Origin of the sequence: Embleya scabrispora DSM 41855, assembly GCF_000372745.1 — a bacterium.
GTDB lineage: Bacteria > Actinomycetota > Actinomycetes > Streptomycetales > Streptomycetaceae > Embleya > Embleya scabrispora.
Map to the genome: position 1 here is coordinate 14603 of NZ_KB889700.1, position 20249 is coordinate 34851.

The window sequence follows — 20249 nt, forward strand, 5'->3', positions numbered from 1 at the left end:
CATGTGCACATCGCCTACACACCCGAGCAGGAGGACCTGCGGCGGGAACTGCGCGAGTACTTCGCGCGGATCATGACCCCCGAGATCCGGGCCGAGCAGGCCGCGGGCGAGACCAGCCTGATGGGCAAGGACGGCGCGTACTGCCGCGTCGTCAAGCAGATGGGCGAGGACGGCTGGCTGGGCATCGGCTGGCCCAAGGAGTACGGCGGCCAGGACCGCTCGATGCTGGAACAGCTGATCTTCACCGACGAGGCCACCCTGGCAGGCGCGGCGGTGCCGTTCCTGACCATCAACACCGTCGGCCCGACGCTGATGGAGTACGGCACGCAGGAACAGCGCGACTTCTTCCTGCCCAAGATCCTCGCCGGCGACATGCACTTCTCGATCGGCTACTCCGAGCCGGGCGCGGGCACCGACCTGGCCGCCCTGACCACCAAGGCGGTTCGGGACGGCGACGACTGGATCATCAACGGCCAGAAGATGTGGACCTCGCTGATCCACGTCGCGGACTACGTCTGGCTGGCCGCGCGCACCGACCCCGACGCGCCGCGGCACAAGGGCCTGACCATGTTCCTGGTGCCCACGAACGCCGAGGGCTTCTCCTGGACCCCGATCAAGACCATGGGCGGCCAGACCACGTCGCAGACGTTCTACGAGAACGTGCGGGTGCCCGCGTCGGCGATGGTCGGCGAGCTCAACGGCGGCTGGAAGCTGATCACCGGCCAGCTCAACCGCGAGCGGGTGGCGCTGTGTTCGGCCGCGGGCATCCAGCTCGCGCTGCACGAGACCCGGCGCTGGGCCGAGCGGGCCGTGCTGCCGGACGGCTCCCGGGTGATCGACCGCGAGCACGTGCAGGCCAACCTCGGCCGGGTGCACGCCAAGGTCGAGTTCCTCAAGCTGGTCAACTGGAAGATCGCCTGGTCGGTCGACCACGGCACCAAGGTCGGTCCCGCCGACGCCTCGGCGACCAAGATCTTCGGCACCGAATTCGCCACCGAGGCATACCGGTTGCTGATGGAGTGCATGGGCGAGGACGCCTACCTCCAGCAGGACTCGCCCGGCGCGGTGCTGCGCGGTCGACTGGAGAAGATGCACCGCACGGCGCTCATCCTCACCTTCGGTGGCGGCACCAACGAGGTACAGCGCGACATGATCGCGATGCTGGGCCTCGGGCTGCCCCGACCGCCCCGCTGACCCGCCGTCACCACGCTGACAAGGACAGGTGAAATGGACTTCGGTTACACGGAAGAACAGCAGGACCTGGTGGGCCTGGCGGGGCGGATCCTCGGCGAGCGGGTCACCCACGAGGCGCTCACCGCGTTGGACGCGCGGGTCGAGCGGGACGGCGCGCCGCGCTTCGACCGCGATCTGTGGGCGGAGTTGGCCAAGGCCAACCTGCTCGGGATCGGCCTGCCGGAGGAGTTCGGCGGCTCGGGATACGGCGTCTTCGAGCAGTGCCTGATCCTGGAGCAGATCGGCCGAACACTGGCGCCGGTGCCGTTCGGGCCCTCGATCGCGGTCGCCGCGTCGATCCTGAACCAAATGGGCACGGACGAGCAGAAGGCGGCCTGGCTGCCGGGGGCCGTGGACGGCTCGCGGATCCTGACCTACGCGCTCGCCGAGCCGTTCGCCCGGGACGGCGCCGCGCCCGCCACCAAGGCGGTGCACACCGACGGGGTCTGGCACCTGGACGGTGTCAAGACCGGGGTGCCGGCCGCGACCGTCGCCGACCTGATCCTGGTGTCCGCGGATGTGGACGGCCACGCCGGGGTGTTCCTGGTCGACCCGAAGGCCGCGGGTGTGCGGATCGAGGCCCAGCTGACCACGGCCAAGGAGATCGCGGGCCTGGTCACGCTGGAGCACGCGGTGGGCACCCCGCTCGGCGGTCCCGACGCGGCGCGCGAATTGCGTGACCGGGCCACCCTGGCGCTGTGCGCGACCCAGCTCGGGGTGACCGAGAAGGCGATGCGCGAGACCGCGAAATACGCGAGCGAGCGGGTGCAGTTCAAGCGCCCGATCGGCTCCTTCCAGGCGGTGGGCCACCGGCTCGCCGACGCGTACATCGACGTCGAGGGCATCCGGCTGACCACGTGGCAGGCCGCCTGGCAGGTCGCCGAGGGGCTGGACGCGGCCGAGGCGATCGCGACCGCGAAGTTCTGGGCGGCCGACGGCGGACATCGCGTCGCGCACGCGGCGGTGCACGTGCACGGCGGCATGGGCGTGGCCGAGGAGCACTTCGTGCACCGCTACTTCAACCACGCGAAGCAACTCGAACTCTCACTCGGCGGCGCGACCGAGCAGGCGCTGCGGATCGGCGCCGGCTTCGCCGCCACGGCCGCGGGCGAGTTCGCCTGATCCGGTTCGCCCGACCCCGCCTTCGGCCCGGCCGCGCCGGCGCCGCACCCCTGTGATTCCTGGAGACGAACAGAACATGAGCGAACCCCACGCCCTGGTCGAGCGGGACGGCCACGTCCTGATCATCACGATGAACCGCCCCGAGGCCCGGAACGCGGTCACCGGAGAGATGATCGAGATCCTGGAGGCCGCCTGGGACGAGGTCAACGACAACCCGGAGATCCGGGTCGCCATCCTCACCGGCGCCGGCGGCGCGTTCTGCGCGGGCGCCGACCTGAAGGCGATGAGCCGGCGCGCGCCGGGCGACGCGTTCAAGGGCGGCGGCGGCAAGCCGGCCATGGACATGTCCGTGATGAAGTGGTGTCTCAAGGGCTTCACCCTCACCAAGCCCCTGATCGCCGCGATCGAGGGACCCGCCATCGCCGGTGGCACCGAGATCCTTCAGGCCACCGACATCCGGGTGGCCGGCGAGTCGGCGCGCTTCGGCGTGTCCGAGGTCCGCTGGGGCCTGTTCCCGCTCGGCGGGTCGGCGGTGCGCCTGCGCCGCCAGATTCCGTACACTGTCGCCGCCGACCTGCTGCTCACGGGCCGCCACATCAAGGCGCCCGAAGCCAAGGAGCTCGGTCTGATCGGGCACGTCGTGCCGGATGGCGGCGCACTGGAGAAGGCGAAGGAGATCGCCCACCAGATCGCGGCCAACGGTCCGATCGCCGTTCAGGCAGTCCTGCGCGTTCTGCGTGAAACCGACCAGTTGACCGAGGAAGATGCGTTCAAGCTGGAGTCGCAGATCGGCATGCGGGTGTTCATGAGCGACGACGCCAAGATCGGTCCGCGAGCCTTCGCGGAGAAGAAGACCCCGGAGTTCAAGGGCACCTGATGTGCCATCGGAAGACTTCGGCATGAAACGGGCCCGCCGGGTCAGGGACGGCAATCCCCCGGCGGGTCCTCATCATGTCGACGCACGGGCGGTCCTCCGGGTTGCGTCGGACGCCCGGGCAATCTCGACGCCGACGCGGGCACCGCCGGGCCCGGTTCTCCCGAACGAGCTCGGCCGCGGCCGACACGCCGAGCACGAGCCCAGGGTGAGCACCATCGTGTCGTCGCCGATGGACGAGCTCGACCACCCGGTCAGGGCCGCGAACAAGGCCGCGGCCTGCACCGCGAGCGGCCCCCGGACCAGGACCTTCGTGGCGGGAAAGTACCGCTCGGCAAGGACGTTCCGGCAGTGCTCCGCCGGATCGTGGCGAACCTATTCTTTTGATCGAGTCAAGGGTAAGTTGACCCGACCCTGCTTCGACCCGGATCGGGTCCACTCCTTGGATCCGGCTTCGGAAGCACCCGTTTCATCCGCCGTGGGAGCCGACCATGACGCCCGTCAGCCCGTCGTTCAACCTCGCCGACCTCTTCGAGATCGTGGTGGACGCGATTCCCGATCGCACCGCGCTGATCGCGGGCGAGGTACGACTGACCTACCGCGGACTCGACGAGCGGGCCAACCGGGTCGCACACCACCTGATCGGCGCCGGGATCGAGCCCGGCGACTTCGTCGGGATCCACGCGTGGAACCGCGCCGAGTGGGTCGAGGCGATGATCGGCTGTCACAAGGCACGGGCCGTGCCGATCAACATCAACTACCGCTACGTCGAGGCGGAGTTGCGCTACCTGTACGAGAACTCGGGCATGGTCGCGGTGATCGCCGAGCGTTCGTTCGCGGGCGCGACCCGGGCGATCGGGGCCGACTTCCCGGCGCTGCGGCACGTGCTGATCCTGGAGGACGGCTCGACCGAACCGACCGAGGGCGCGGTGGGCTACGAGGACGCGCTCGCCGCGGCCTCGCCCGAACGCGGCTTCGGCGCGCGCAGCGAGGACGACCTGTACGGCCTGTACACCGGCGGGACCACCGGCATGCCCAAGTGTGTGCTGTGGCGCGGCGAGGACATCTTCTTCGCGGCCCTGCAGGCCGGTCGCGGCGCTCGGCCCAAGCTGGAGACGCCGGGAGAACTCGCGGACACGGTGCGCGAGTCGGCCGGGATGACCACGCTGGGTCTGGCGCCGATGATGCACGGCGGCGGGCAGTGGTCGATGTGGAACACCTTCTACATGGGCAACACGTACCTGATGTGGACCGGGCGCACCTTCGACGCCGACACCGTGATGGCCCTGGCGGCGCGGGAGCGGGTGTTGTCGATGGCGGTGGTCGGCGACGGGATGGGCAGGCCGCTCGCGGACTGGCTCGCGGCCAATCCGGACACCTACGATCTGTCCGCGCTCAAGGCGATCAGCAACGGTGGGGCGCCGATGAGCGCCTCGGTGCGCACCGCCCTGGAACGGACCGGCATCTTCGTCATCGACAGCTTCGGCGCGTCCGAGACGGGCGCCGCGGCACGCCAGACCGGCGGACCGGGCACGGCCACGCGGTTCGCCTCGTCGGCGACCACGACCGTGCTCGACGACCGCCTGGTGCCGGTCGAGCCCGGCTCCGGCGACGTCGGCCGACTGGCCGTCAGCGGGCACATCCCGCTGGGATACCACGGTGACGAGGAGAAGACCCTGGCCACCTTCGTCAAGGACGCGGCCGGGCGCCGCTGGGTATTGCCGGGCGACTTCGCGCAGTTGGAGAAGGACGGCGGCATCATCCTGCTCGGGCGCGGCAGCGCGACCATCAACACCGGTGGCGAGAAGGTCTATCCGGACGAGGTGGAGAGCGTGCTCAAGTCGCACGCGGACGTGTTCGACGCGGTCGTGGTCGGCGTCCCGGACCCGCGCTTCGGGCAGGCGGTCACCGCGCTCGTGGTGCTGCGCGAGGGCGCCGCGCCGGAGCCTGAGGCGATCACGGCGCACGCGCGCACGCAGATCGCGGGCTACAAGACGCCCAAGCGCATTCACTTCGTCGAGTCCATCCCGCGCACGGCGGCGGGCAAGGTGGACCTGCGGGCGGCCAAGGCGCGGGCGGAGGAACTTTCCGGGTAGCCGGGCGGGTCGGGCGCGGCGCCCGCCCGGGGCTCAGCTCAGCGCCCGGGTCAGGGTGTGGATCAGCAGGCCGACCAGGGCGCCGACGACGGTGCCGTTGATCCGGATGAACTGGAGGTCGCGCCCGACGTTGATCTCGATCTTGCGGCTGGTCTCCTTCGGATCCCAGGCGCCGACGGTGTCGGTGATCAGCGCGGTGATCTCGTCGCGGTAGGTGGTCACCACATACACGGCGGCCTGCTCGATCCAGCGGTCCGCCTTGCCCCGCACGCGCGAGTCCTCGGCCAGCCGGCCGGCCAGCGAGCGCACGGCGGCGGTGACCCGGTTGCGCAGTTCGCTGTCCGGGTCCTCGGTGGCCTCGACCAGCATCGCCCGGGCGGCGCTCCACACCGACGCGATCAACTCCTGGACCGCCGGGTGCGCGACGGTGCGATCCCGCAGGCGCTCTATCTGGGCGATCATCGCCGGATCGTGCTGGAGGTCGGCGGCCACCTCGGCGAGGAAGTTGTCCACCGCGACCCGGGCCGGATGCCCCGGGTCGTCTCGCACCGCGCCCGCGAACCGGACCAGTTCGCGGTGCACCTTGTTGGCGATCTGCCGATCCAGGAAGCGCGGCGACCAGCCGGGGGACTCCTGGTCGACCACCCGCAGGACGGCCTCGCGATGTTGCTCCAGCCAGTCGTGCGCCTTGGTCGCCACCAGGTCGACCAGGCCGCGGTGCGCGCCGTCGCGCACCAGCCGGTCGAGCAGTTCGCCGATCGGCTGGGCCACCGCCTGGGCGGAGACCCGACGGGTGATCGCCTGCCCGAACACGCTCTGCACGTCCTCGTCGCGCAACACGGTCAGCGCCGCGCGGGCCAGCGCGCCCAGTTGGTCGGTGACCCGCTCGGCGTGCCCCGGAGCGGCCAGCCAGGTCCCGGCGCGTCGGGAGACCTCCATCCGGCTCAGCCGCTGCCGCACCACGGCGTCGGAGAGGAAGTTCTCCCCGACGAACTCGCCCAGATTGCGGCCCAGTGCGTCCTTGCGGGTCGGAATGATCGCGGTGTGCGGAATCGGCAGCCCCAGCGGCCGGCGGAACAACGCGGTCACCGCGAACCAGTCGGCCATCGCGCCGACCATCCCGGCCTCCGCCGCGGCCTGCACGTATCCGGCCCAGGCCCCGGCCCCGCGCGACTCGGCCCACCGCGCGAGCACGTACAACACGATCGCGAACACCAGGAACCCGGTGGCGATCACCTTCATCCGCCGCACCCCACGCAGCTTCTCCACCTCCGCCGCGGTACGAACCACACCGCCGGGGGTCGGACGGGGCGGAGTGGGTGAGGGGGAGTCGGCGAGATCAACCATGACGCCCATTGTGATCATCCGCCCGCACCGCCGGGACCCACGACACCGCATCGTCTCCGGAGACGATGTCCGCGCGACGCCGCCTCACGGGGGCGAGGACGCGGCGATCCCGCCTCCGCCGGGCCGGGTGCGCAACGTCACAGGGTCCACAGGCCCTTGAGCAGGGTTGTTGCGCCGCCGGTGAGGGCCAGCCATTGGACGGCGCGTTTGGCCTGGTGTTCGGGGGTGCGGGCGGCGAGGAAGTGGCCGACTGCGGCGCCGGCGAGCAGGGCTGTGACGACTGCGGCCCAGGCCGGGGTGCTCAGTTGCGGGGGCGACTTGGCGGCGAGGGAGAAGGCGTTCACCACGACGGCGTAGAACTGGGCGTTGGGCACGAACTCGGCGGCGGTCCAACCCGCGTTGAGCGCGTACAGGGACACCGCCGGGCCGCCGACGCCGGCCGAGGAGTTCATGAAGCCGCTCGCGGCGCCGGCCACCACGGCGCCTTTGCGGGCGCGCAGGGCGGGTATCCGGACGCCGCGCATGACGAGGCCGACGGCCACGCACACCGCCGCGCCGATGCCCGCCAGCAGCCAGGGCTCGGGCAGTCGGGCGGCCACCCACGCGCCGAGCGGTACGGTGCACGCCGCCGCGAGCACCAGCGGCAACATCGCGCCGAGCCGGACCCGGCGCCACGAGGCGGCCAGCCCGATCGCGCCGATCACGCCCGAGCCGCCGTTGCACAGCACCACACCCTGGGCCGGGCCGAGCAGCAGCACCAGACCGGGCGCCGCGACCAGTGCGAAGCCCATGCCGGTCAGGCGTTGCACCGAGGCGCCCAGGAGGACGATCCCGCCGAGGAGCAGGGCGAGGGACCAGGCATCGGACACGGGTATTCCTCGGGTCGGGGACCTCTGACGACCCGACAGCTATACCGGAGATCGCCGATCGACGGTGTCGCGGTCGACGCGGGTACGATCCGGCCCGCGCCGGCCGCGGCCCGGAGTCGGCTCAGCCGCGCGCCGGGGTGCCCAGGATGCCGTTGAGCAGGACCTCGATGCCCCACGCGTCGCGTTCGTCGCCGGAGCCCGCGGTCAGCGTCTCGCGCATCGAGACCAGGTGCGGGTAGTCGGCGGCGGACAACCGCCCGAACGCCTCGTCCATCGCCGCGACCGCACTCTCCTCGGTGTGCCCCTCGGCCCCCTTGGCGGCGTACGCCGATTCCTCGGCCGCCGCGGCGGTGATGTGCAGGTTGATCAGGTCGAGCGCGAGTGAGCGGGTCAGGTCGTCGATGCCCGCGCCGGCCAGCAGCCCCAGGATCGCCTCGGCGAGCGCGAGCGCGTTGGGGCCGGTCGGTACATCGCCCAGGGCCACGGTGGCGATCCCGCGATGGCTGCCCAGCACGGTGATCGCCGTGCGGACCAGCGTGCTCAGCTCCGTGCGCCAGCGCGGGAACGGCTCGCCGACCGCGGCCACGGCCGGCAGCGGGATCTCGCCGAGCACCCGGTCGTAGACCAGCGCGAGCAACTCGTCCCGATTGGCCACGTACACGTAGAGCGAGGCGGCGCCGGTGTCCAGCGCCTGCGCGACCCGGCGCATGGTCACCGCGTCCAGGCCGTCGGCGTCCAGGATCGCCAGCGCGGCGGAGACGAGCGCGTCCGCGCTGAGTGCGGCCTTGGCCGGTCGGGTCCGCCGACTGACCGGTGCGGGAGGGGTGGACGGGCGGGGCTCGCCGGGTGATTTCGCCATGTCCCGAGTATACGCCTTGACGGAACACCGTTCGCTACGTACATTGTTCGTAACGAACGGCGTTCGTAGCGAACGCAGCTCACCCCGCCGCAGTCCATCGCCTCGCAAGGGGCCGTGCGGCCCCGACCCGAAGGAGTACCGATGACCGCCACCGCCACCGCCACCGCCACCGCCACCGCCGCCGGCGCACTCGACGACACCGCCCCGAAGCCGCCGGCCGCCGACTCGCCCGCCCCCGCCGAGGCCCCGCGCCCGGCCGCCTACGCCTGGCGTTGGCGAATCCTGGCGATCGTCCTCGTCGCCGAGGTGATGGACCTGCTCGACAGCACCGTGACCAACGTCGCCGGCCCCTCCGTCCGCGACGATCTCGGCGGCGGCGCCTCGCTGTTGCAGTGGCTCGCCTCCGGCTACACGCTCGCCTTCGGCGTGTTGCTGGTGGTCGGCGGCAGACTCGGCGACCGCTGGGGCAGACGCCGATTGTTCCTGCTGGGCGCCGGCGGCTTCGCCGCCGCGTCCCTGCTCTGCGCGCTGTCCCCCTCGCCGGAGTTGCTCGTCGCCGCCCGCATCGCCCAGGGAGCCTTCGGCGCCCTGCTGATCCCGCAGGGCTTCGGCATCCTCAAGTCGGTCTTCCCGCCCGGCGAGACCGGCAAGGCGTTCGCCGCCTTCGGCCCGGTGCTCGGCCTGTCCGCCGTCGGCGGCCCGATCCTGGCCGGCGCGCTCATCCACCTCGACCTGTTCGGCACCGGCTGGCGGTCGATCTTCCTGATGAACGTCCCGCTCGGCCTCGCCGCAGTGCTCGGCGGCCTCCGCTACATCCCCCGGGACGACCCGAACCCCGCCGTGCGGATCGACGTCCCTGCCGCCGCCCTGCTGACCGCGGCCTCCACGCTGATCATTCTGCCGCTCATCCAGGGCCCCGAAGCCGACTGGCCGCTGTGGTCGTTCGGTTGCCTCGTCGCCGGCGTCGCCGCCTTCGCCGGGTTCATCCTGCGCGAGCGCCGCAGCACCCACTCGCTGATCGAGGCCACGCTGCTGCGCAACCGCGCCTACAAGTCCGGCATGCTCTTCGGTCTCGCGTTCTTCGCCGGCACCACCGGCTTCATGCTGATCACGTCACTGTTCGTGCAACTGCACCTGCACTACGGCCCGCTCGACGCCGGCCTCACCCTCGCCCCGATCGCGGTCGGCATCGTGGTCGCCTCCATCGCCGGCTTCCAGGTGATGGCCAAGCTCGGCCGCACCCTGCTCCTGATCGGCGTCGGCGTGCACATGGCCGGCCTGATCGCCCTCGCGGCCGTGGTCACCCACTACGGTTCGGACACGACCAGCGTCGACCTGATCGGACCGCTGTTCGTCGCCGGTCTCGGCATGGGCGCGGTGTTCGCGCCCCTGTTCGACGTTATCCTGGCCGGTGTCGCCGAGCACGAACTCGGCAGCGCGTCCGGCTCGTTGTCCGCCATGCAGCAACTCGCCGGCGCCCTCGGCGCGGCCGGTATCACCACCTTGTTCTTCCAACTCGGCGAACACCACACCGCCTCCGCCGCGATGGCCATCGGCGCCCTTGCGGTGGCCGGCCTCGGCCTGCTCGCCGGTGGCCTGGTATTCCTACTCCCTCGGCACGCCAGGCCGCACGAGGCATAGCCCTCGCGCCGACGCCCATTGCTCCGCTCCGGGCAGCCCGACGGCTGCCTGGCCCACAACAACCGGACCCCGGGAACCCGATCCGCAGGAACCCGATCCGCAGGAACCGGGTCCAAGAACTTGGTCCACAGGAACCGGGTTCGAGGACTTGGCCCGCAAGAACCGGGTCCAAGAACCGGTCATGAATCGGGTCCAAGGACCCGGTTCATGAACCCGGTCCACGAAACGCCCAGCCACACGAAACCCGATCAGCAAGGAAACGAGTCACCATGACCATCCTCGTCACCGGAGCCCGCGGCAGCGTCGCGCGCGGTGTCATCACCCGCCTCGTCGCCGCCGGCCGGTCCGTGCGGATCGCGAGCAGCGACCCGACCGAACTCGAACCGACCGCCGGTGTCGAAGCCGTCCGCCTCTCGCTGCGCGAACCCGACAACGCCGCCGAGGTGTTGCGCGACGTCACCAGCGTCTTCCTCTACGCCGAGGCCGCCGGCATCGCCGACTTCGTCAAGGCCGCCCAGGCCGCCGACGTCCGGCACATCGTGCTGCTGTCCTCGGCCTCGACCAACGCCCCCGACCCGCAGAGCAATCCGCTCGCGGCGAGCCACCACGCGGTCGAGGTCGCGGTCACCGAGTCCGAAATTCCGTACACGGTGCTCCGCCCCGGCGCGTTCGCCGGCAACGCGATCGGCTGGAAGTACCAGCTGATGGGTGGCGGCAGCATCCAACTGCCCTACCCCAACGCCCAGGTCGCCCCGATCCACGAGGAGGACATCGCCGACGTCGCCACCGCGATACTCCTGGCCGGCGACCACCTCGGTGAGACGCTCGACCTCAACGGCCCCGAGTCGCTGTCCTTCGTCGAGCAGATCGCGATCCTGGTCGATGTCCTGGGCCGCGAGCTGCCGTTCACCGAGGTCACCCGCGACGAGGCGCTCGCCGGCCTGACCCGGCACATGCAGCCCGGCTACGCGAACGCGCTGCTGGACCTGTGGGAGTCGGCGGTCGACCCCGAGCCGATTTCCGGCACCACCGAGGCGATCACCGGCAAGCCGGGCCGCACCTTCCGCGCATGGGCGCACGACCACCGCGAGGACTTCGCCGACGGCGACGGGCAGCGCGGGTAAATCCCCGACAACCGCTCGGATACCACCACTTCGGACCGGCCGGACCGGCACAATCCGGCCGGCCGGTCCACGCTTTGGTGGAGTTCTCGGTCCCTCGCTCCCCAAGGGGTTGTCGCGATGTCTACCCTGCTGTTCAGACCGGCCGTTTCCCGAACTCTGGACGCACATGACCGTCGCGCTTCACACCGGCGCGGGTGCCGCAATCGAGGTACGCCGCGCGCTCCAGGCTGATGAAGCCAGGGACGTTCCCGAACACACGTGGGTCGGCCCGATCGTCCGGGCCCGCCCGCAGGGCGAACGGCACTACGAGGACATCGCGTACATCGACGCGGCGCCCACCGACGGCATGGGCAGTTCCCCCTCGCGCCACCTGATCCTGTGGGCCGACCGGGCCCGCCGCCGGCGGATCGCGGCGGTGGGCACGTACTCCGCCGCCGCCGACTACGCGGTCTACAGCATCACCGGCCCGGCCGGCGAACACCTGGCGACCGTGCATCGTGAACAGGGCAGCATCCGCCGGCTGCGCCGCACGTCCTGGACGATTCGCCCGGCCGAGGGCCCCACACTGCACGCGGCCAAGGGCACCACCTTCGGCTGGATCGCGTGGTGGGCGCTGTCGCCGCTGTGGGGCCTGATGATGGCCGTCGCCGTACTCGGCGGCAAGGCCCCGAGGTTGCCTCTGCGCACGATCTGGCGCCACGACGGCAGGCGCGTGTTCGAATACCTGGGCAGCGTCGGCACCACAGACTCGTACGAACTTCCACCGGGCCACGTGGACGGCCGCGTACTCCTGGCCCTGGCCGCCCTGCACAACAGCCATCCCGGCTGGTACGACCGCCTGTAGCGACGCGAACGGGCGGGGTGCGAACGGAAGGGAGCGGGGGGAGGGGCGTGAACGGGGCGCGGACGCCGGCGCCGGTGCGTCAGGGCGCGGCCCGCCAAAGACCCCCGGGCGGCACCGCCGTCTCACAGTCGTCGCACAGCGTCAGGCGCAGGTGTCGGGTGCCGCGCAGCGTGCCGGGGCGGCCGCAACTCTCGCAAACGGCACGGGAAAGGCGATCGAACTCCGCTGTCACGGCGCGGAGCCGGCCGGCCTCCTCCTTGGTCCAGTCGGCGCCGTTGGGCGTCGACGGCCGGGGATCGGCCTGGACGACCAGGGCCGCCCACTTCTGTTTGACGGCGAAGAGTACGTAGTCGGGGAACTCGGCCACCAGCACCTCATGGCAGCGCAGGGCGAGTTGGTACCACCCGGGGCCGATCCAGAACTCGCTCGACGGATACCTGAGGTGGCGCCGTAGCGGCTCCAGAACGGTTTCGGACGGCCATTCCGACGAACCGGGCGCGGTCATCGCGTGCCTCCGTTTCGGCGTGCGCCGCCGGGCCTGCCGGGAACGCGATCGGGAGCCGGGATTCGCGGCGGACGCCGGCTCCTCGGGCGCTCCCGGCAGCCGACGCTCTCACCCGTGCACCGGCGGCGTCCAGTCACCCGGCGACATCGGCGCGCACGCGTCGGCGCCGACCGCGGCGACGGCACCGAAGAAAGACTTTCCGAGCAGGCGTCACACATTCGCGGCGCGTTCCGTCAGTGCTGTGTAGGCCCGGGAACGAGGGCCCGCAGCCGCAGGCCGGGAGACCGGCCCGCCGGTGGAGACCACCTCACAAGGAGCACAGTCATGGAAGCACGTATGGGCAACCCCGCGATGGTCGTTCCGGGCGCGATGAAGGCGCTGATCGCCCTCGGCACCACCACCGCCCAGGCGGGCGTCCCGAAGGTCACCCTCGAACTGGCCAACCTGCGGGCGAGCCAGATCAACGGCTGCAGCGTGTGTGTCCACATGCACGCCCGCGACCTGCGCAAGGCCGGCGAGTCGGACGAGCGCATCGACACCGTCGCCGGCTGGCGCGACGCCCCGTACTTCGACGATGCCGAGCGTGCGGCCCTCGCGCTGACCGAGGCGGTCACCCGGGTCGCCGACACCAGCGACCCGATCCCGGACGCGATCTACGACGAGGCCGCCAAGCACTACGACGAGCAGCAACTCGGCGCCCTCCTGCTGTCCATCGCCACCGTCAACGTCTGGAACCGGATCAACCTCGCCACCCGACAGATCGCGGGCGGCGCCTGGTAGACGCACCGCCGCCGAGCAGGCGTGGACCGGGGCCATGCCGGTCGGCCCGGAGACCGAACCGTCCCAGGTGTCCTGGTGCCGCTCGGTCTCCGGCGACGTCCCCGAGTCCACCGCCGGCCATCGGTTCGACCTCCGACTCAACCGCGGGCGGCTCCCGTGGGCCACACCACGTGCACCCGCTTGCCTGCCGAGCGCGCCTTCCCGACCACCTCGGCGGTACCGCCACGCGCGCGGCCGGGCTGCCCGTCCCAGACCGCGAACACCACGTCGACCGCCGCCAACAGCGCCTCGTTCGCCGCCGCGTAGGCATCGGCGGACGCTCGGCGGAAAGGCATCACCCGGACCTCGGCGGCAGCCGCGACCAGTTGGTCGAAACTCGCGCGGTAGTGCGGGCCGACCTTGGCGTCGCCGTAGTCGGCCGAGGGCAGCAGCGCCACCAGCCGACCACCCAGGTCCAGCACGGCTCGGGCGAAGATCGCGTCCGCGCCGGCCGCGAGGCAGCTGTAGCCAACGAGCTCCTCCGGCGCGGCCCCCGCCAGCAGGTCTCGGATGGCCCGGTCGACCAGCGGCACGGTGCCGGCCGAGATATTGATGTGGCCCGTGATGCCATAGCTCGTCACGTGCTTCCGTCCTGATCGACACGGTTGAGGGAAGCCCCCATTCTTTGTGCAATCCCCCCGGATTTCAGCCGGAGTCGGCCGATACTCGGAGGACTTCGTCAGCGCGGACCATCAAACGGGCGGATGTCGGGCGAATGTCGGACGGGTCCGGCGATCCCCGCGGCGACCACTTCGTCGATGCGCGCACCGGCACCGAGGGGGCGGCATGCACCGGAGATCCCGTCGAATCGCGACCACCGCCTCGGCGGTCGTGCTGGCCGCGACCCTGGTCGCGTGCTCCGGCGGGTCGAGCCGCCGGCCGGGCGAAGCGGCGTCTCCCGTCGCCGACCCGGTGATCTCCGGCGCCCACCCGGCCACGCCGGAGGACTACCCCAAGCCGTCCGTCGCCGCGCCCTGCGATCCGCGCGAGAGCCTCACCCCGCCCACCACCCTGCCCCCTCCCGGGCAGATGCCCGTCGGGTCCACGATGGACGCCATTCACAAGCGCGGCTACCTGATCGTCGGCGTGGACCAAAACACCCGGTTCTTCGCCGAGTCGGATCGGCACAGCGGCCTGATCAAGGGCTTCGACATCGAGATGGCCAAGGCCCTGGCCCGGGCCGTCTTCGGCGGCGCCGACGACCCCGCGCGCATCCGGTACAAGGTGATCACCCAGGCCCAGCGGCCCGATGTGCTGCGGGCCGGCGCCGTGGACGTGGTGGTCGACACGATGACCATCACGTGTGACCGCAAGCTGCAAGTGGCCTTCAGCAGCGACTACTACACCGACGGCCAGCGGGTCCTGGTCCGGACCGACTCGGGCGTGCGCAGTCTCGCGGATCTGCGTGGGAAGCGGGTGTGCACGGTCCGGGCCACCACCTCGATCGTGTTCCTGCGCGACAACCCGGCGGGAGTGTTGCCGTACGCGGTGGAGAACTGGACGGACTGCCTGGTCGGGTTGCAGCAGGGCGAGGTGGACGCGGTCTCGACCACTTCCGCGCTGCTTCGGGGACTTCAGGCGCAGGACTCCGACACCGACGTGGTCGGACCGGCCTTCAGTGACGAACCGCACGGGATGGCTTTCCCGTTGGCGCACCAGGACTTCGTGCGATTCGCCAACGGGCTGCTGGAGCGGATGAAGCGGGACGGCTCGTGGCAGCGGCTGTACGACACGTGGTTGGCCGGGCCGCTGGGTCCGCAGTCGCCGCCGCGCGCGCACTACGTCGGCTGAGCGATCACCGGCCGCCGGCCGACCGGTTCGCCGCCGTTCGCCCGCTCAGTCGTTCGTCCGTTCGCCGGTCAGGGTCGGCCGCAGGCTGTCCAGCACACTCGGATCCTCGATGGTGGACGGCGGTTCGGGGTGCCCGCCGTCCGCGATGTCGCGCATCGTGCGGCGCAGGATCTTGCCCGACCGGGTCTTGGGCAGCGCGGGCACCACGTCCACCCGACGCAACCCCGCGACCGCGCCGATGGTGTCCCGGACCCGGAGCACCAACTCGGCGGACACCTCGGCCGGTTCCCGGTGCACGCCGGCCTTGAGCACGACCAGACCGCGCGGCACCTGACCCTTGAGTTCGTCGGCCACCCCGATCACCGCGCACTCGGCCACGTCCGGGTGGGCGGCCAGGACCTCCTCCATCGAACCGGTGGACAGCCGGTGGCCGGCGACGTTGATCACGTCGTCGGTGCGGCCCATCACGTACACGTAGCCGTCCTCGTCCTTGCGCCCACCGTCGCCGCTGAGGTAGTAGCCGGGGTAGGCGCTCAGGTAGGACGCGATGTAGCGCTCGTCGTCGCCCCACAGCGTGGTCAGCGTGCCGGGCGGCATGGGCAGTTTGAGCACCACCGCGCCGTCCACACCGGGCGGCACCTCCGCGCCCTGCGGGTCCAGGATCCGCACGTCGTAGCCGGGCACCGGAAGGGTCGGCGAACCGGGTTTGGTCGGGTGCGGTTCCAAGCCCATCGGGTCGGCCACGATCGGCCAGCCGGTCTCGGTCTGCCACCAGTTGTCCACCACGGGGATGCCGAGCAGGTCACCGGCCCACCGGTAGGTCTGCGGATCGAGCCGTTCGCCCGCCAGGAACAGCGTGCGCAGCGCGGAGAGATCGTGTCCGGCGCGCAGTTCGCCGTCCGGGTCCTCCTTCCTGATCGCCCGGAACGCGGTCGGCGCGGTGAACAGCATGGTCGTCCGGTGCTCGGCGGCCACCCGCCAGAACGCGCCCGCGTCCGGCGTGCCCACCGGTTTGCCCTCGTACAGCACGGACGTGCAGCCGGTGAACAGCGGCGCGTAGACGATGTACGAGTGGCCGACCACCCAGCCGACGTCGGAAGCGGTCCAGCTCACCTCGCCGGGGCGCACGCCGTACACGTTCTCCATCGACCAGCGCAGCGCGACCGCGTGACCGCCGTTGTCGCGCACGATGCCCTTGGGCGGCCCGGTGGTGCCGGAGGTGTAGAGGATGTACAGCGGGTCGGTCGCCGCGACGGTCACGCACTCGGTGGGCTCGGCCGTGGCCATCGCGGTGTCCCAGTCCAGGTCCCGCTCGGTCAATTCGGCGACCAGTTGCGGCCGTTGCAGCACCACGACGCGCTCGGGCCGATGGCTCGCCTGGGCCAGGGCCGCGTCCACGAGCGGTTTGTAGGCGATCGTCCGGGTCGGCTCGATTCCGCAGGACGCGGCCACCACGACCTTGGGGCGGGCGTCGTCGATCCGCACCGCCAATTCGTGCGCGGCGAAGCCGCCGAAGACGACCGAGTGCACCGCGCCGAGCCGGGCGCAGGCCAGCATCGCCACCACGGCCTCGGGCACCATCGGCAGATAGAGCACCACCCGATCGCCGCGGCCCACCCCGAGCCCGCGCAGCACGCCCGCGAAGCGGGCGGTCAGATTCAGCAGTTCGGCGTAAGTCAGGGTGCGCCGCGTCCCGGTCACCGGTGAGTCGTACACGATCGCGGCCTGCGCGCCGCGCCCGCCCGCGACGTGCCGGTCCAGTGCGTTGAAACAGGTGTTCAGCGTGCCGTCGGGGAACCAGCGGTACAGCGGCGCGGCACTCGCGTCCAGCGCCCGGGTGGGCGCTGTCACCCAGTCGATCGCGGCGGCCGCCTCCAGCCAGAAGCCGTCCGGATCCTCCAGGCTGCGCCGATGGGCCCGCTGGTACGCCCCGCCGGTGTCGCGGCTCATTCGCGGTTCCTCCCGGTAGTCCTGGCGCCGCGTCCGGCGGCGGACGGCACCGGGTGACCGTGCCGCCCGCCGGCAGGATCCCGACGCGGCGGCACGAAGTCAAGGCGGGCGTACCGGCGTGTGAAGCCCCGCCGCCCGGTCAGGCCACCGGGTTCAACGCCGTGGTGATATCGGACACCGTCGGCATCGCGTCCTGTCCGCTCTGCTTGCCGGCGTCGATCGCGGCGTCGACGTCGTAGCCGTCGCGGGCGCCGAGTTCGTTCTCCACGAGTTGGGACAGCAGTTCGTTGGCCGTGCCCTCGAGCGCGGCCACGGCGGGCGCGGTGGCGATCTCGACGACGCGCGCCATGAGCTCCTCTTCCAGTTCCTTGAAGATGCGTTTGACCGCGGTGCGCACGATGCCCACCTCGGCGAGACCGGCGATCGCGGACAGGCCGAGGGTGAAGGTGGCGGCTGTCGCCGCCGCGGCGATCGCCTCGGCCAGGATGATCAGTTGGGCGATCGCTCTGCCCTTGGCGACCTCGATCACCACCGCCGCCGCGTCCAACGCCTTGGCCAGCATTCGGGCGCCCTCGGCCAGGTCGTGCAGGTGCTCGTTGTTCAGCTTGCCGAAGTGTGCCTCGAACGCCTCGGCGGCCATCCCGCTGGTGCCGGACAGGATCCAGGCCGCGCCGTTCTTCCCGTCGGCTCTGGCCTCGTCGATCTCGTCGGCGAACTCGCGGTAAGCCTGGGCCAGTTCCTTGAACTCGTCCTCGTCGAGGTTGGGCCAGTCCACCCCGATGACGTCCAACGCCGTGTCCAGATAGCCCGGTATGGTGATGCCCACAATCGACCCCCGTCGTCGTCGCGCACGCCCGAACCGGAGGGCGCGCCGTCTCGACGTTACGCCTGTTCCGGATCCGGTACATCCCTACGCGGCATCCGCGCGCCGGATCCAGCGCCGGGCGAAATGCCGTCACCGTGGCGGGCGTTCCAGGCGCAGCCCGAGCACCCCGTCGGCCATGCCCAGCACGATGTATCCCTGCACCGCCACGGCGATCCCGGTCACCGGCGCGCCCAGGTTCAGATCGACGGCCGTGTCGTCGCCCGGTCGGCGCAGCCGGACCAGACCGTCCGCCCAGGCCGCCGCGATCAGCAGGCCCTCGGTGGTCCGTTCGCAGGCGAGCGCGGTCACCGCGGTCGCCCGCGCGTCGAGCGGGTCCGTGGCCGGGTCCGCGCCCGGGCTCCACATCCGCACCCGGCCGTCCCGGCCGCCGCTGAGCAGCAGCGGCGGCTCGCCGTCCGCGCCGGTGCGCACCGCCGCGAGTGCGGTGACCGGGCCGGTGTGCAGCGGCGCGGACAACACCCCGCGCGGGGGTGGCTCACCGCCCGGCACGCCCGGCGGCGAACCGTGGCACCAGACGCCGCCGTCGACGTCGCCGACCGCCGGCAGCGGGTGTGCGCACAGCACGGTCAACTCGGCCCCGCATGTGTTGACCAGCCGCTGGAAGGCGGCCTCCAAGGCGCCGCGCGGGCCGTGGTAGGCGGCGTCGAGGACGTCCACGCCGCCCCACCGGTTCAGCGTGGTGACCCGGCCGCCGTAGGTGCTCGCGAGGGCGCGCAGCGGGAGCGGCCCGGAGCCGGCGACTACGCGGCCGGTGATCGTGCCGTCGGCGCCGGCGACGGTACGGATCACGCCGGTGTCGTCGACCAGCAGCACCCGACCGGCCAGGCCGCCGCGGCCCGCGGTCGCCGCCGCCGCCGGCCCCGGCCAGCGGTCCGGGCGGTGTGTGTCGCCCTCGCCCCAGCGGGCCCACTCGGCCCGCCAGCCCGGCGACGTGGAGCGCTCGGTGAGCATGCGCGCGGCCGCGTCGTCGCGGCCGAGCCGGTGCACCGCGAGCAGCGCCGCGCGGGCCGCCGGCGCGGGTTGCCCGAGCAGCGTGCCGAACGCGCCGCGAAACGCGGCCTGGGCGGGCTGCGCCCACTGCCCCGTGGCCACCAGGGCACCGGCCACCGTCTGCGGCCGGGCCAGCGCCTGTACGACCGGGTCGGCGGCCAGCGCCGCGGCGTCGCCGATCCGCACGCTGTGCGCCAGGATCGCCGAGATGCGCTCCTCGCCCGCGTCGTACAGTCCCGCGAGGTCGGTGATGCCGGCGTCCGCCGCGTGCCGCAGCGCGGTGTGTACCCGGCCCGGGCGGTCGGGGCCGGCGCTCTCCGGGCGTTGCCCGAGCACGAACTCGGCGAGCGGCCCGGCCGGCAGCGCCCACGTATCGCCCCCCTCGAACACCGCGGGGAACACGCGTGTCGCGTGTTCGATCGTCGCGGCGGCGGTCCCGGGGTCGGCCGCCGGGTACAGCGCGGTCAGTGCCCGTTCCCACTGGTGGGCCGAGAGCGGCAGGTCGAGCCCGAACAACGCGGCCACGGCCGAGCGCACGTCCTCGGGCAGGGTCGCCCACCAGGTCTGGTGGATCCCTGCCGCCCGCTCCGGCAGGCCGCCGGGAGTGTTGTCGTTCGGCGGGGCGGGCGACAGCGCCCCGTCCACGCGGGCGGCCAGTCGGGCCAGTCCGGGATGCGGAAAGGCGGCGTCGGCGCCGAACGGCGACGTGAGGGATGAACCGGTCGCGAGTTCGGCGTACCAGCGCTCGAATCGGCCGGGATGGGTCCAGCGGGGTTCGTCCAGGTTCAGTGCGGCGGGCGCGGCGACGCCGCCGAACGCTGCCCGGGTGTCCGGCCCGGCGCACTCCATCAGGAGTCGTACGTGCGGAAGTCGGAGCAGTGGGTCGAGTAACTCGGCGACGATCCGGGCGCCTTCGCCGGGCAGGCCGGGCAGGCCGGCGTGGTCCGGGTCGGCGACCGCGATCACCGTGCGTCGGGGGTCGAGCGCCACCGCGGCGATCAGTTGTCGGGGCGTGCGGGCGGCGACGCCCAGGTGGGCGGCCAGTTCCGCGACGACGCCGGGCACGGTGAGGCCGGCGGCCGGCACGAACGCGTGCAGTCGGCGGGCGGGCGGGGTGTCGTCCGTGGCGGTGGCGGCGTACAACCAGGCCAGCAGGTGCGACTTGCCCGAACCCGACGAGCCGCCGACCAGGCACAGGCGGGGTGACCGCTCGTCGTCCAGCCAGCCCAGCAGCGCGCGGGCGGCCAGGTGCCGGCCGGCGCCCATGTGCGGCAGTCGATGCCCGTCGTTGTCGACCAC

17 protein-coding genes are annotated in these 20249 nt (G+C 72.0%); 9 read left to right on the top strand and 8 right to left on the bottom strand.

The genetic code is table 11. The features are described 5' to 3' along the window. Nucleotides 1–3: 3 nt before the first annotated feature. From A3IC_RS0139195 to A3IC_RS0139215, 4 genes are all read left to right on the top strand, one after another. Complete coding sequence (locus tag A3IC_RS0139195; RefSeq protein ID WP_020555539.1) at nt 4–1194, top strand: acyl-CoA dehydrogenase family protein; 1191 nt, start codon at nt 4–6, stop codon at nt 1192–1194. Nucleotides 1195–1227: 33 nt separating this feature from the next. After that, on the top strand, nt 1228–2355 hold the full coding sequence (locus A3IC_RS0139200) for an acyl-CoA dehydrogenase family protein (protein ID WP_020555540.1): 1128 nt from the start codon (nt 1228–1230) through the stop codon (nt 2353–2355). A gap of 76 nt (nt 2356–2431) precedes the next feature. Continuing rightward, complete coding sequence (locus A3IC_RS0139205; RefSeq protein WP_020555541.1) at nt 2432–3232, top strand: crotonase/enoyl-CoA hydratase family protein; 801 nt, start codon at nt 2432–2434, stop codon at nt 3230–3232. Nucleotides 3233–3720: 488 nt separating this feature from the next. Continuing rightward, a complete protein-coding gene (locus A3IC_RS0139215; protein WP_020555543.1) occupies nt 3721–5325 on the top strand; it encodes an acyl-CoA synthetase in 1605 nt (534 codons plus the stop codon). A gap of 33 nt (nt 5326–5358) precedes the next feature. Here A3IC_RS0139215 and A3IC_RS0139220 read toward each other — a convergent pair whose 3' ends face one another. The 3 genes from A3IC_RS0139220 to A3IC_RS0139230 form a co-directional block, all read right to left on the bottom strand. Further along, nucleotides 5359–6672 carry a DUF445 domain-containing protein gene (locus A3IC_RS0139220; RefSeq protein WP_052174017.1) on the bottom strand — a complete coding sequence of 438 codons (1314 nt, stop codon included), beginning with the start codon at nt 6670–6672 and terminating at the stop codon, nt 5359–5361. A 137-nt stretch (nt 6673–6809) separates the two neighbouring features. Next, a complete protein-coding gene (locus A3IC_RS0139225) occupies nt 6810–7541 on the bottom strand; it encodes a sulfite exporter TauE/SafE family protein (protein WP_020555545.1) in 732 nt (243 codons plus the stop codon). A 121-nt stretch (nt 7542–7662) separates the two neighbouring features. Next, entirely contained in the window at nt 7663–8400 is a 738-nt protein-coding gene (locus A3IC_RS0139230; protein WP_020555546.1) for a TetR/AcrR family transcriptional regulator, read from the bottom strand. A gap of 141 nt (nt 8401–8541) precedes the next feature. Between A3IC_RS0139230 and A3IC_RS0139235 the strand changes: the two genes are divergently transcribed. The 3 genes from A3IC_RS0139235 (at nt 8542) to A3IC_RS63260 (ending at nt 12009) form a co-directional block, all read left to right on the top strand. Beyond that, nucleotides 8542–10041: an MFS transporter gene (locus A3IC_RS0139235; RefSeq protein ID WP_020555547.1), complete on the top strand. Its 1500-nt coding sequence runs from the start codon at nt 8542–8544 to the stop codon at nt 10039–10041. Between the two features lie 269 nt (nt 10042–10310). Continuing rightward, on the top strand, nt 10311–11165 hold the full coding sequence (locus A3IC_RS0139240) for an SDR family oxidoreductase (RefSeq protein ID WP_020555548.1): 855 nt from the start codon (nt 10311–10313) through the stop codon (nt 11163–11165). A 166-nt stretch (nt 11166–11331) separates the two neighbouring features. Next, nucleotides 11332–12009 (top strand): hypothetical protein, encoded by a 678-nt coding sequence (locus tag A3IC_RS63260; RefSeq protein ID WP_020555549.1) that lies wholly within the window; start codon nt 11332–11334, stop codon nt 12007–12009. Between the two features lie 79 nt (nt 12010–12088). Here the strand turns inward: A3IC_RS63260 and A3IC_RS59150 are convergent, their stop codons facing one another. Continuing rightward, the gene (locus tag A3IC_RS59150) at nt 12089–12514 is read right to left on the bottom strand and encodes a hypothetical protein (protein ID WP_020555550.1); all 426 of its coding nucleotides are present in this window, start codon (nt 12512–12514) and stop codon (nt 12089–12091) included. Between the two features lie 324 nt (nt 12515–12838). On the opposite strand from A3IC_RS59150, the gene A3IC_RS0139255 reads away from it, so the two are divergent. After that, complete coding sequence (locus A3IC_RS0139255; protein ID WP_026219259.1) at nt 12839–13294, top strand: carboxymuconolactone decarboxylase family protein; 456 nt, start codon at nt 12839–12841, stop codon at nt 13292–13294. A 137-nt stretch (nt 13295–13431) separates the two neighbouring features. Here A3IC_RS0139255 and A3IC_RS0139260 read toward each other — a convergent pair whose 3' ends face one another. Further along, on the bottom strand, nt 13432–13914 hold the full coding sequence (locus A3IC_RS0139260) for a hypothetical protein (protein WP_020555552.1): 483 nt from the start codon (nt 13912–13914) through the stop codon (nt 13432–13434). 205 nt (nt 13915–14119) lie between these two features. Between A3IC_RS0139260 and A3IC_RS0139265 the strand changes: the two genes are divergently transcribed. Next, complete coding sequence (locus A3IC_RS0139265) at nt 14120–15124, top strand: glutamate ABC transporter substrate-binding protein (RefSeq protein WP_020555553.1); 1005 nt, start codon at nt 14120–14122, stop codon at nt 15122–15124. A 45-nt stretch (nt 15125–15169) separates the two neighbouring features. On the opposite strand, the gene A3IC_RS0139270 is transcribed toward A3IC_RS0139265, so the two are convergent. The 3 genes from A3IC_RS0139270 to A3IC_RS0139280 form a co-directional block, all read right to left on the bottom strand. Then, nucleotides 15170–17074, bottom strand: coding sequence for a propionyl-CoA synthetase (locus A3IC_RS0139270; protein WP_020555554.1), 1905 nt, complete (start codon nt 17072–17074; stop codon nt 15170–15172). 139 nt (nt 17075–17213) lie between these two features. Further along, a complete protein-coding gene (locus A3IC_RS59155; RefSeq protein ID WP_020555555.1) occupies nt 17214–17900 on the bottom strand; it encodes a WXG100-like domain-containing protein in 687 nt (228 codons plus the stop codon). A gap of 129 nt (nt 17901–18029) precedes the next feature. Further along, nucleotides 18030–20249, bottom strand: coding sequence for a WD40 repeat domain-containing protein (locus A3IC_RS0139280; RefSeq protein ID WP_020555556.1), 2220 nt, complete (start codon nt 20247–20249; stop codon nt 18030–18032).

Coding starts and splice junctions, on each gene's coding strand:
- A3IC_RS0139200 (WP_020555540.1), top strand. CDS start 1,228: ATGGACTTCGGTTACACGGAAGAACAGCAGGACCTGGTGGGCCTGGCG.
- A3IC_RS0139205 (WP_020555541.1), top strand. CDS start 2,432: ATGAGCGAACCCCACGCCCTGGTCGAGCGGGACGGCCACGTCCTGATC.
- A3IC_RS0139215 (WP_020555543.1), top strand. CDS start 3,721: ATGACGCCCGTCAGCCCGTCGTTCAACCTCGCCGACCTCTTCGAGATC.
- A3IC_RS0139220 (WP_052174017.1), bottom strand. CDS start 6,672: ATGGTTGATCTCGCCGACTCCCCCTCACCCACTCCGCCCCGTCCGACC.
- A3IC_RS0139230 (WP_020555546.1), bottom strand. CDS start 8,400: ATGGCGAAATCACCCGGCGAGCCCCGCCCGTCCACCCCTCCCGCACCG.
- A3IC_RS0139235 (WP_020555547.1), top strand. CDS start 8,542: ATGACCGCCACCGCCACCGCCACCGCCACCGCCACCGCCGCCGGCGCA.
- A3IC_RS0139240 (WP_020555548.1), top strand. CDS start 10,311: ATGACCATCCTCGTCACCGGAGCCCGCGGCAGCGTCGCGCGCGGTGTC.
- A3IC_RS63260 (WP_020555549.1), top strand. CDS start 11,332: ATGACCGTCGCGCTTCACACCGGCGCGGGTGCCGCAATCGAGGTACGC.
- A3IC_RS59150 (WP_020555550.1), bottom strand. CDS start 12,514: ATGACCGCGCCCGGTTCGTCGGAATGGCCGTCCGAAACCGTTCTGGAG.
- A3IC_RS0139255 (WP_026219259.1), top strand. CDS start 12,839: ATGGAAGCACGTATGGGCAACCCCGCGATGGTCGTTCCGGGCGCGATG.
- A3IC_RS0139265 (WP_020555553.1), top strand. CDS start 14,120: ATGCACCGGAGATCCCGTCGAATCGCGACCACCGCCTCGGCGGTCGTG.
- A3IC_RS0139270 (WP_020555554.1), bottom strand. CDS start 17,074: ATGAGCCGCGACACCGGCGGGGCGTACCAGCGGGCCCATCGGCGCAGC.